The following is an 11,642-nucleotide window of genomic DNA, read 5'->3' as shown; positions in this document are numbered from 1 at the left end:
GATCGCGGGGACGCGGCGCGAGGTGGCGTCGATAAGCATCGATGAGCGCGAAGGAGGGGCAAGGATGAAGCTGGAGAAGGTTCGCCGCAATTTGGAGAAGGGCAAGACGAAGAAGAAGTGTTGCCGTTCCAAGAAGCGCTGCTGCTCGTGTCCGGTGGTGTGCCATCGGCTGCGCAAGGCCAATGCCTTGGATTTGGACGATAAGGCGCTGAAGAAGGCGATCGCCAAAGCGCGTAAGTGGTAGCGCGGATCACAGCCGAGTAGGGGGTGGCTCACATCCGCGTGGCCGGATGGGGGAGAACAGACATAAAACTCCCCCGACAGGTGAGAAAGTGGGGTGAAAACGGCCCCCTGAAAACCACATCTTCGCTACCGTTTGAGGTGGACATTGAACCATTCACCCATCACTAGCGGAGGATAAGAACGTCACTATGACCGACGCCCACACCCCCAACCCCAGCGACTGGAGCAAGCGTATCGAGCTCGCGGAGCAGATGATCCCACTGATCGGCCGCCTACACCGCGAGAAGAATGTGGTCACCTCAATCTTCGGCCGTCTGCTGGTGAATCCGTCGGACATCGAGATCATCAAGATGCACCGCTATGCCCGCCGCGTGGTGGAGCGCGAGCTGCCCTTGGAAGACACCCTGCCTGTCTTCCAGACCTTGCTGGAGATGGATCTCGGCACTGCCTCCATTGACGTTGCCCGGCTGGCCATCGGCCACAAGAAGCATGGTGGCGATCTGCGTGCCTACCTGGAGGAGCAGCTGGCCGATGTGATCGGTGATAAGGGTACCGATGTGCAGCGCGATGTGGTGCTCTATGGCTTCGGCCGTATTGGTCGGCTATTGGCCCGCATCCTCGTCGCCCGCGAGGCCCAGGGGCGGGGCACCCGCCTGCGCGCTGTGGTGGTGCGCAAGAAGTGCGCGGATGACATCGCCAAGCGCGCCTCGCTGCTGCGCCGCGACTCCATCCACGGCGCCTTCGAGGGATCGATCACCATCGATGAGGAGAAGGAAATCATCTGGGCCAATGGCACCCCCATCCAGATGATCTACGCCAATAGCCCCGAAGAGGTGGACTACACCACCTATGGCATCAACGACGCCATCGTGGTGGACAACACCGGTGTGTGGCGTGACCGCGCCGGGCTGTCCCAGCACCTCAAGTCCAAGGGTGCATCCAAGGTGCTGCTCACCGCCCCGGGTAAGGGCGATATCAAAAACATCGTCTACGGCATCAACCACACCGATATCGAGGACTCGGACGAGGTGCTCTCCGCCGCGTCCTGCACCACCAATGCCATCACCCCGGTGCTCAAGGCCATCGATCACCGCTATGGGGTGGAGTTCGGTCACGTGGAAACCGTGCACTCCTTCACCAATGATCAAAACCTGATCGATAACTTCCACAAGGGCGAGCGCCGCGGCCGTGCCGCCACCTTGAACATGGTGCTCACCTCTACCGGCGCGGCGAAGGCCGTGGCGAAGGCCCTGCCGGAGCTCGAAGGCAAGCTCACCGGCAATGCCATTCGCGTGCCCACCCCGGATGTGTCCATGGCGGTGCTGAACCTCACTATGAAGAAGGACGTGGACGCCGATGAGGTGAATAACTACCTGCGCACCGTGTCGCTGAAGTCCGAGCTGCGCCAGCAGATCAACTACATCAAGTCGCCTGAGGTGGTGTCGAATGACTTCATCGGCTCCACCCACGCCGGCATCGTCGATGGTCTGGCCACCATCGCCACCGGCAATCACCTGGTGCTCTATGTGTGGTACGACAACGAGTTCGGCTACTCCAACCAGGTGATCCGCATCGTGGAGGAGATCGCCGGCACTCGGCCGCGCGTCTATCCGCCGCGTCGCGCGCTCTCTGAGCTGGACTAATACCTGCAGAAAGCAACGCCCCACCCTCGGTTTCGGGTGGGGCGTTGTGGCGCTTGTCGACGCCGACTCGGCGGGCTCTGCAGCCCAGCCGGCGACGGGGTTTAGACCGGCTCGGGGGAAGAGTCAGATTCTTGCTTGCGCTGTACCAGCTTCTCGGCGTGCGGGTCCTTGCTCTTCTTCGCCCAATAGAGCAAGCTCCACGCCACCGCGGCGATAAATAGCGCCAGCATGGGGCCCAGAATCCAGCCGGGGCCGAATTGGTAGATGATCGGCACAGCGAGCGCAGTAATCACGCCGCCGCCGAAGAAGGGCTCGAATACCAGCTGCTTATAGCCGAAGGCCTCGAAGGCGGGGCTTTCGCCATCGGGGTCGGCGATGCGCATGAGGATCAGGCCGGTAGCGGTGACACCCATGGACTGGCCGAAGTCGCCGATACCGCGCTCGAGCCAGTAGGAGGGGATGGTGCGCGGCACCAGCCACAGCAAGATGACGACGTTGATGATGATGCCGCCCACGCACAGCAGCACAAAGGGCCAGAAGTTATCGGCGATTGCCTGCAGGGAGATAGTGGCGAGTGCGGCCACGATGAGCATATCCAGCGCCAGGCCCTGCAGGCGCAGCATCATATTGGAATCCACCAGGTAGTCATAGCCGGTCTTATTCAGCAGGATCTGCACGATGATGCCGCCGATCATGGCGATCGGGAAGAGCGGCACATAGCGCAGCAGCTCGACCTTATCTGCCCACAGCATCTGCTCCACCCACTGCAAGAACTCGAGGATGCAGATACCGATGAGGATGGACAGCCCAATGAATGCGGCGTGCAGCGACATCGGCTCGATGGAGGAGGGGCGAGAGGTCATCATCGCGGCGGTGTATTGCTCATCGCGGCGGAAGAGGCCACGCTGCTCTTCGAGAGAGCGGTCTTTGACCTCGGTGACGATGGTGGTGCGGCCGGTGCGGATAGCCCAGTTGATCACACCCACGCCGATCACGATGCCGCCCACCAGGCCCACGGTGGCCACGGCCACGGCGAGATCGCCGCCCTCGGGGAAGCCCACCTCGTGGAAGACGTCGATCATGCCGGCGGCGGTGCCGTGTCCGCCCTCAAAGCCGATTTCGATGAGCGCACCAGCCATGGGGGACATCCCAAACAGGGGAGCCAGCACCAGCATGGCGAGCAGCATGCCCACCACATACTGGCCGGAGGCGAAGGCCACGCCCACCGAGAGCTGCGGGCCGGCCAAGTGATAGACCTCTTTGGGCTTGGGCAGCTTTTGGCCCAAGAAGAGGGTGGCGAAGACGACAGAGATCAACAGCCCCGGCAGGGTCTTCCATACGCTGAGCATGTCCTCGCCAAAGAGGCCACCAGCCTGCAGATACTCTGTGGCGGTATTCTCGCCAAACCAGCTGGCGATCGTGCCCAGCACCTCGGGACCGAGAAGCAGGGCGAGGGTGCCAGCAATGATAGAGCTGGGCAGGAAGAGGTTCTGCGTCCACCGAACGCGCATACGCACGACCTTGCCCACGAAGAGCACGACTAAGAGCACGACGAGCGCAAAGCCAACGGAGTTGGGGGTCATGGCTTAGGAGATCTCCTTTTCTATTTTCCGGGATGCACATGTGGCGCACCGCACACAACAGGGAAGTTATGAAGTACATTAGCCTGTGCTGTGCGGAATAAATAGAACAGCTGATACGGCCCCGAGAATGCAGGGGTGTTGTCCCTGCAAGGTGGTGCATGCTTTCCAGCCCGCGGCGGCGCCGCTATCGGTGAACACCGTGGCTAGTGTGATCCCGTGCTCGGCGAAGCCGGGCACACACAAACCCGCCTCATCCACGCACGAGAGGCTGGAATAAGGCGGGTAGAAGCGGGCACTGCCCCGAAAGCGTGCTTAGCGCAGCGCCGCGAGAGCAGCCTCATAGTCTGGTTCGGTGGCGATCTCCTCTACCAGCTGGGAGTGCAGCACGGTGCCCTCGCCATCTACGACGATCACGGCGCGAGCCAGCAGCTGGGCCAGCGGGCCATCGGTTTGCACCAGGCCGAGGTTATCGCCGAAGCCACGGCGGAAGTCCGAGGCCACCTGCACGTTCTCCAAGCCTTCGGCACCGCAGAAGCGAGCCAAGGCGAAGGGAAGATCGCGGGAGACATTGACCACCACGGTGTTGTCCAGCCCCGCGGCGAGCTCATTGAACTGGCGCACGGAAGCGGCGCAGACGCCGGTATCTACCGAGGGGAAAATGTTGAGCACCACGCGGCGCCCAGCGAAATCAGCATTGGTGACAGTCTCGAGCGAGTCATTCGTCAGCGAAAACTCGCCGAGACGCGAGCCCACCTCGGGCAGCTCGCCGGAGACGGTGACGGGGTTTCCTTTAAAAGCGGTATGAAGAGTCATGTCTCCTTTGTACCCGAATACCTTAGACACCGACGTCCGAGAGATAACGCAGCACCGCTTTGACGCGGCGGTTGTCCTCCTCGGGGGAGAGCCCCAGCTTCTGAAAAATCGCGGCAATATGTTTCGCCACCGCCGCGCCTGAGACCACGAGACGGCTCGCGATCTCCGGATTGGATAACCCCTGAGCCATCAGCGCCAGCACCTCACTTTCCCGGGCGGTGAGATCACTCATGCCCTGCTGGGAATGCACCATGGCCTGGGCTACCTGCGGATCAATCACCATGCCACCGGCGGCCACCGTGCGTAGCGTCCGGATGAAATCAGCGACATGCCCCACCGAATCCTTCAGCACATAGCCGGTGCCGGCCACACCACCGGCCATCTCCAGCACGGTGCGGGCATAGGCCGGCGCCACATACTGGGAACAGACCACGATGCCCAGCTCGGGGTAGCGCTGCCGCACCGCCACGGCCGCGTGCAGGCCGTCATCGCTCATCGACGGCGGCATGCGGACATCCGTGACCAATAGGCTGATCTCCGCGGAGTGGGCGTCGATAAGCGGCATGATCTCCTCGGCAGAGGAGCACTGCGCCAGCACATGAAAGCCCTGGCGTTCCAGCATGGCTGCCAAGGATTCGCGCAGCAGGCCGGAATCATCGGCCAAGACAATATTCATAGCGAGCGATCCTTTCTCTCCGCTGTAGAGCTGAGGGTGCCGAGCACGATGCCGGACTCCCCGCGATGCAGCAGCAGCGGCACATCCGCCACCACCTGGGTGGGCCCGCCCGGCGGCGAGTTCACCTCCATCGTGCCCCCGAATGCCGCCAAACGTTCTTTGATACCGTGCAGGCCACCACCGGCGACGATATGGGCGCCACCCGGGCCGGTATCGAGCACCGAGATCCGCAGCCCGGAATCGACCGTGAGCAACACATCCACCCGCGCCTCGGGGGCGTATTTGCCGATATTGCTCAACGCCTCAGACACAAAGAAATACCCGCAGGCCAATACCCCCTCCGGCAGGGTGGGAAGTGGATGCGGGCAGGTCAGCGAGGAACGCAGCGCCATCGATTGCAGCAGCTCCTCCACCGCGGCCACCAAGCCGGCGTCGCTGAGCATGTGCGGATGAATCCCGCGCACCGTACTCCGCAAGGCCGCCAGCCCCTCATCAAGATTGCGGTGGGCCTGCTCTAAAAGAGCACGCAGCTGCGGATTATTCTCCACTGCGGGATCCAGCTCGGCCTCGCCTAGCGCCATCGCCGCCGCGACGAAGGACTGCTGGGCACCATCGTGCAGGTCCCGCTCAATGCGCCGCCGCTCCACCTCATAGGCATCCACGATGGTGCGACGAGAATCAATGAGCTCGCGGATCTCCTCATTGCGCTCGCGTCGAGGCCCAGCGACCCGGATGCGGAATCGAGAAAACAAACCTGCCATGGCTCCCATTCTAAAAGGGCCGCCGGCCGCCATCGCCGTGCTGGCGGCGGCGGGGGTAGTGCTAGGACTACGTGGAAAACTAGCCTCTAGGTTATTGGGAAAGACCAGCGTAGAGCCTTGAATGAGAGATATGACAACACACTCACTACTCAGCGCGCAGAACCTCTCAAAGAGCTTCGGCGCGGAACATGTCCTCCACGATATCTCCCTCGAGATCGGCGCCGGCGAGGCAGTGGCCGTCATGGGCCCCTCCGGCTCCGGTAAATCGACACTGCTGAACTGTCTCGCCGGGGTGCTGGTGCCGGATGCGGGATCGGTGATCTACAACCAGCGTGATATCACCACCATCAGCGACACCGAGCGTTCGCGCATCCGGCTGCACGATTTCGGCTTCGTATTCCAGGACGGCCAGCTCATCCCTGAGCTCAGCAGCCGCGAAAACGTGGCCATGCCGCTACAGTTGCGCGGCAGCTCGCGTCGCGCGGCGCTGCGCCAGGCCGATGAACTGCTTGCGAAGCTGGGCATGAGCGGCCATGGCGGCAAGCTGCCCGGTAATATCTCCGGCGGCCAGGCCCAGCGCGTGGCCGTAGCCCGCGCCATCGCCGGCGAACCGACGATCATCTTCGCCGATGAGCCCACCGGCGCCCTCGACCAAGCCACCGGACATGAGGTGATGCAGCTACTCACCGCTTTAGTCGAGCGCAGCGGCTCCACCCTGCTCACGGTGACCCACGACAGCAACGTGGCGCAGTGGTGCGACCGGCTCATCGAGATCCGCGATGGGCGGGTACACACGGACCGGCCCATCGATGGCTCCCGTACCCGCACCGCCACCGCCCACGCGGCTATGCGACGCAGCACCGGGGAGGGGCAATGATGAACCCCACCACAGACTCCTCCACGGCGCCCACCAGCGCCCCACAGCCGCAGCGGGTGTATCGTGGCGCGGCGAATCTGCGCTCGATTGCCTACCAGGTATTTTCTGCGCGCATGAGCCGGCGCGATGGCTCAGGGCTCTTGACGCTCTTGTCGATCGCAGCGTTTACCGCGGTGACCGCAATCGTGATGATCGTGGCCTCCGGCACGTGGATGTTTGTCTACCGCGAACAGCACCCGCGCGAACTCGCGGTCCAAGCCATCGCTGCGGATCCCACGATGTCGACGCTCCTCGGGTTTTATGTATTCCTGGCCGGTTTCGCCTGCGCCCTGCTGATCTTCCCCGTGCTCTCGCTTACCAGCTCAGCCACCCTGCTGGGGGCCCGGATGCGGGAACGCCGACTGGCCTGCTTCCGCCTGCTCGGGCTCTCCCGCGCGGAAGTCAATCGCATGGGGCTAATCGACACCCTCGTGCAGGCCGCGGTGGGTGTGGTGCTGGGCACGGGCGGAACATTGCTTCTGCTGCCATTCTTTCAGCGCCTGTCCTTTCAAGGAGACACGGTGCGCTATGAAGAAATCCTGGCGCCGTTGTGGCTTTATGCACTGCTCGATATTGCGCTGCTAGGTTTTGTCACGCTCTCGGCCTGGTGGAGTTTGGTGCGGATCAATATTTCCCCCTTGGGAGTATCGCGCCGTTCCGCACCGCGGGCCCTGCGCTTTTGGCGGATCGCCGTGCTTATTGCCGCCATCGGATTGTTCCTGCTCACGCCCGCACCGCGGCTGAGTTCTGGTCCGGCCCAATACGCCAAATCTGTGGCGGTGATTGTGGTGTTCCTGCTCAGCGTGGATCTGGTGATGCCGCTGGTGATGCAGCTGGCATCGCGGCTGCTAGCCCGAGCCCCGTGGCTGCTGGTCAGCTGGCCGGCCCGCCGGATAGCGCTGGAACCGGTAAAAGCCTGGCGACGCGTCTCCGGAGTGGCAGCCGTCTCGCTCATCGTGGCGGTTCTTGCCTCCGCACCCTTTCAGAATCCCAGCGACCCTAATATCCAAGACGCAGTCACGCAGATGTTTGCTGAGTTTGACAGGGACATCACCACCGGCGTGATATTCACCATCTCCTTCACCTTCATTCTGGCCGGTATTTCCGCGATGATGAATCAATGCTCCGCTGAGTTCGAACGCGCGCCCCAAACCCTGGCGCTGCACAAGATGGGCGTGCCCAATCGCGTCGGCCTGGCTGTCTCGTGGCTCGAGATGCTCGGCCCCCTCGTGGGAACCTGTGTGATGACCTTCATCTTCGGCCGCATCCTCTTTTTGCCCTATTCCAGCTATCAGGAATTCACTGACACCGATCCCACCGTTTTCGAACACCCCGCCTCATGGATCGCTATTGTCGTTGCCGGTGCGGTGGTGATGGTGGTGGCACTGAGTGTGACTCTGCCGGTGCGTTCGCGAGTGCTCGCCGGGGCGAAACGGGTGCGCCGCGCCGACTAGCCAGTGACGCTCTGCTCGATCAGATCGGCTGCATCGCTGCACACAAAGGGCAGCTCGCGGCGCTCACGGGTACTGAAGGGCTTGAGCACAAAGCTCGCCGGTGCCTGGGAACCCGGCGGGCGCCCGATGCCCACCCGAATGCGCGGAAAGTCCTGAGTTCCCAGCGCTTGGGCGATCGAGCGCAGCCCATTATGGCCGGCCATGCCACCGCCCATCTTGTGCGCGACCTGGCCAAAATCGAGCTCCATATCGTCGTGCACCACCAGGATCTTGCTCGGGGGTAGCGAGAAGAAACGCGCCAAGGCCTGCACCGGCCGACCACTGAGGTTCATCGCACACAGTGGCTTGGCCACGATGAGCCGCTGCTGGCCCAGGCGCAGCTCCGCGATCTGCGTGCCGGATTTTTTATGCACGCTAAAGCGTGACGACGCCATCCCGCGGCCCGCCAACTCATCGGCCACCATGAAGCCGATATTGTGGCGGGTCTCGGCGTATTTTGAGCCGGAGTTTCCCAGCCCAACCACGATAAAACTGTCCATGGTTCCTCACCCTAGTAGCAGCGCTACCGCCGCGGTTTCCGGGCCTAGGATCAGCTGCTGTGGGCTCTAGCCGAGCTCGGGCGCATCCTCCGGCAGCGATGAGGCGCGGGGAATGAAATGGGAGGGCAGCAGGAGCTTGCGGTGGGGCTTGCCCTCCATCAACCCAGCGAGTTCATCAATGACCACACCAGCGAGTTCGGCGAAGTCCTGGCGAATAGAGGACAGGGGAGGGGTCAGGTAGGAACTGACTTCATCATCGTCAATCCCGATGAGCTTATAATCCTTGCCCGCGGTGAAGCCGTGCTCGGCGAAGGCGCGGGCGCAGCCGACCGCGATTTTGTCATTGCCGCCGATGACGGCCTCGGGGAGGCCAACGTTGAGGATCTCCTGCGCGGCAGCATAGCCATCGCAGGCACCCCAGCCCCTGCCGCCAAAAAGCGAGAAGGAGTGCTTCTTCAAACGGCTATAGCGCTGGTAGATGACCATACGTTCCCGGGCGTCGATATATTCCCGATCGCCGGTAATCATGGCCGTATCGGTTATTCCTTGGTCCCACAAATGGTCCAAGGCGGAGTGGAGGCCGGAGACTTGGTCGATGCCGATGGTGGACATGCCCTCAATGCCGTGGTCGACGGAGCTGATCATCACCCCGGGCGCGCCCGTCCAATGCTCGAAGAGCGGCAGAAGGCTGCGATGCTGGAAGAGGATGACCGTCGCCAGCACTTGCCGGGAGCGCAAATAGTCAAGGGCGGATTGCGCCTCCGCGAAGTCGGCATTGGCCGAGGAGGAGGTGAGCACATGCCATCCCCGGTGTTTGGCATGGGCCTGCAGCTCGGCAAAGAGGGTGATCAAGCCATGAGACATCGTGCCCACAGAAAGGACACCAATGGAGCGGGAGGAGCCGGAGGCAAGCATTTGGGCCGCTGCGTTGGGCCGGTAGTCGAGCTCGCGCATCGCGGCATAGACGCGTTCACGGGTGGCTGGTCGCACGGAAGAATGGTTATTTACCACTCGAGACACAGTTTGCGTGGATACCCCCGCTAACTGTGCCACATCCTGCATAACTGCCTTTTTACGCACGCCGGTAAGTGTACATGACGCCCAGGACACCCGAGAATGCGGGTGGCCTAGGCGCCATACAGTCTGTCGAAATACGTGAATCTATTCTGGAATGACAATTCCTTTCGTGAGAATAATATTTCCGTAGAGAGCGGTGTCCGTGGTCGCAACAACTGCGAAACACTTCTTTACTTGCTCATAGAACTCGAATCGCTCAAAGTGCTTCACGGTATGGCCCGGATAGCTGCGTTCGGCGATCTCTGCGAATTCGCTCCATACGGGAGGCTCTGGATCGTCTCCCACAGTTTCCATGAGACCGATCTGCCACGGATTATAGGGATCCAAGGGCATGAGCTTGAGGATTGCGTCCATCATGCCAGCCACGGTGTGACCATCTGCGTGGATGACCGTGGAATTGAGGGTGTAGCCTGGGAAATTTCCATCTCCGATGACGATGCGATCGCCATGTCCCATGCGGGCCAGAGTGTAGAGGAGTTCCGGTGAAATCTTCTCCGGGATATTGCGGAGCATGTGTTCTCCTTAGTGTGAAAAGAGGTGACGATGAGGGGGCGTGAGAGTGATTATGTATTCAGCCTCCTATGCGGCAGCCGGCGCGGTTTCGCCAGGGTTCTTGAAGCGGAGAGTAAATACTCCGTAGGACAGCACCACAATGAAGCAGACGAGAACAACAATGAACGAGTGGGCGGTGCCGATAGTATCGACGAGCAGGCCTTGTACCGGAGGAAGAATAGCGCCACCGACGATGGCCATAACAAGTCCAGCCGAACCGAATTTTGTGTCTTCTCCGAGTCCGGTGAGTGCCTGGCCATAGATAGTGGGGAATAGCAAGGAGATACAGGCGGAGAGAGAAGCGATAGCGATCAAACCGATGATGTTCCCGGTGAGAATACCGACCAAGGTGAGCACGACACCCAAGGAGCACATGATGATCAAGAGTCGGCGGGCGTCGATGATGCCCATCAGGGCGGTCATGACGAAGCGGGCAACGAGGAAGCAGATCAGGGAGACCTGGAGCCAGATTCCCGACTCGGCGTTGGTCTTGCCGACGACATTGGTGGCGTAGTGGATGACGTAGGTCCAGATACAGGTTTGGGCGCCAATGTTGAAGAACTGGGCAACCACACCGAAGGAGTAGCGGCGATTGCTGATCAACCGGCCCAGGCGGCCCGAGCTCGGTACCGGAAGCGCGACTGCGTCGTCTCCGGCGCTTCGAGAGCGATCAGGAATCTTGACCAGCGCGATGGCAATGCCGAGCACCAAGTACAGGATGGCGAGGCCCACGAAGGGAATCATCACGGCCTTGAGCTCGCCCGAGACCATAGAGGTGAGTTCCTCTTGGGGCAGCGATGCTCGTTCTTCTGCCGTGTGCTCGTGAATATTGGGCAGGATCATGATGGCCGCAACCAGCACACCCAGGTTAGAACCGATGGGGTTGAAGGATTGGGCGAAGTTCAGGCGCCGCGTTGAGGTCTCTTCCGGACCCATGGCGATAACAAACGGGTTAGCAGAGGTCTCGAGGATAGACAGGCCGGCGGCGAGGGAGAACAGGGCCCCGATGAAGGCCACGAAGGTCATGCTCAGGCTCGCGGGGTAGAACGCAAAGGCGCCGGCAGCAGCGAGGAAGAGGCCGATACATACGCCACCCTTATAGCCCAACTTGGAGTTAATGTAGGCCGCCGGAATGGCGAGCAGGAAGTAGGCCCCGTAGTAGGAGAACTGCACGAGCGAGGATTGGAACGTCGACATCGAGAAGACCGAACCAAATACCTTGACGAGAGGCGCGGTCATGTCGGTGGACATGCCCCAGGCTGCGAAGCAGGACACCAGAAGGATGAAAGGAACGAGCATTCCATCGTTCAGGTACTTTTTCCGTTCCTTCTTCGGGGGTGTTGTTTGTGGACTGCTAACGGAAGTGTCAGTCATGATCTTTTCTT

The 11,642-nt window shown here is 61.4% G+C and carries 12 protein-coding genes; 4 read left to right on the top strand and 8 right to left on the bottom strand.

The genetic code is table 11. The features are described from left to right. The first annotated feature begins 64 nt into the window (after window positions 1–64). Both KRX12_RS04280 and KRX12_RS04275 read left to right on the top strand, forming a co-directional pair. The gene (locus KRX12_RS04280; RefSeq protein WP_151530084.1) at window positions 65–244 is read left to right on the top strand and encodes a hypothetical protein; all 180 of its coding nucleotides are present in this window, start codon (window positions 65–67) and stop codon (window positions 242–244) included. Window positions 245–431: 187 nt separating this feature from the next. Next, entirely contained in the window at window positions 432–1,886 is a 1,455-nt protein-coding gene (locus tag KRX12_RS04275; protein ID WP_218365842.1) for a glyceraldehyde-3-phosphate dehydrogenase, read from the top strand. Between the two features lie 101 nt (window positions 1,887–1,987). Here KRX12_RS04275 and KRX12_RS04270 read toward each other — a convergent pair whose 3' ends face one another. From KRX12_RS04270 to KRX12_RS04255, 4 genes are all read right to left on the bottom strand, one after another. Further along, entirely contained in the window at window positions 1,988–3,469 is a 1,482-nt protein-coding gene (locus KRX12_RS04270; protein ID WP_218365841.1) for a sodium/glutamate symporter, read from the bottom strand. A 312-nt stretch (window positions 3,470–3,781) separates the two neighbouring features. Next, window positions 3,782–4,282: a thiol peroxidase gene (gene tpx, locus KRX12_RS04265; protein ID WP_151530087.1), complete on the bottom strand. Its 501-nt coding sequence runs from the start codon at window positions 4,280–4,282 to the stop codon at window positions 3,782–3,784. A gap of 22 nt (window positions 4,283–4,304) precedes the next feature. Continuing rightward, entirely contained in the window at window positions 4,305–4,958 is a 654-nt protein-coding gene (locus KRX12_RS04260) for a response regulator transcription factor (RefSeq protein ID WP_218363565.1), read from the bottom strand. Then, complete coding sequence (locus KRX12_RS04255) at window positions 4,955–5,719, bottom strand: sensor histidine kinase (RefSeq protein WP_218365840.1); 765 nt, start codon at window positions 5,717–5,719, stop codon at window positions 4,955–4,957. The genes KRX12_RS04260 and KRX12_RS04255 overlap by 4 nt, the downstream gene beginning before the upstream one ends. A 130-nt stretch (window positions 5,720–5,849) precedes the next feature. Between KRX12_RS04255 and KRX12_RS04250 the strand changes: the two genes are divergently transcribed. Beyond that, on the top strand, window positions 5,850–6,596 hold the full coding sequence (locus KRX12_RS04250; RefSeq protein WP_218365839.1) for an ABC transporter ATP-binding protein: 747 nt from the start codon (window positions 5,850–5,852) through the stop codon (window positions 6,594–6,596). Then, window positions 6,593–8,089, top strand: a complete 1,497-nt coding sequence (locus KRX12_RS04245) for an FtsX-like permease family protein (RefSeq protein ID WP_218365838.1) — start codon at window positions 6,593–6,595, stop codon at window positions 8,087–8,089. Before KRX12_RS04250 ends, KRX12_RS04245 begins: the two co-directional genes overlap by 4 nt. Here KRX12_RS04245 and pth read toward each other — a convergent pair. The 4 genes from pth to fucP all read right to left on the bottom strand — a co-directional run bounded on the left by pth (window position 8,086) and on the right by fucP (window position 11,631). After that, window positions 8,086–8,628, bottom strand: a complete 543-nt coding sequence (gene pth / locus KRX12_RS04240) for an aminoacyl-tRNA hydrolase (protein WP_218363561.1) — start codon at window positions 8,626–8,628, stop codon at window positions 8,086–8,088. The genes KRX12_RS04245 and pth overlap by 4 nt on opposite strands. A 66-nt stretch (window positions 8,629–8,694) precedes the next feature. Then, window positions 8,695–9,690, bottom strand: coding sequence for a LacI family DNA-binding transcriptional regulator (locus KRX12_RS04235; RefSeq protein WP_255549078.1), 996 nt, complete (start codon window positions 9,688–9,690; stop codon window positions 8,695–8,697). Between the two features lie 99 nt (window positions 9,691–9,789). Then, window positions 9,790–10,218, bottom strand: a complete 429-nt coding sequence (locus tag KRX12_RS04230) for an RbsD/FucU family protein (RefSeq protein WP_218363559.1) — start codon at window positions 10,216–10,218, stop codon at window positions 9,790–9,792. Between the two features lie 66 nt (window positions 10,219–10,284). Beyond that, window positions 10,285–11,631: an L-fucose:H+ symporter permease gene (gene fucP / locus KRX12_RS04225; protein WP_255549018.1), complete on the bottom strand. Its 1,347-nt coding sequence runs from the start codon at window positions 11,629–11,631 to the stop codon at window positions 10,285–10,287. Window positions 11,632–11,642 lie beyond the last annotated feature (11 nt).

Source organism: Corynebacterium sp. TAE3-ERU2, assembly GCF_019209955.1.
GTDB classification, from domain to species: Bacteria; Actinomycetota; Actinomycetes; order Mycobacteriales; family Mycobacteriaceae; genus Corynebacterium; species Corynebacterium megadyptis.
Note: the sequence above shows the minus strand (reverse complement) of the source record. Positions and strands in the feature narration are given on the sequence as shown.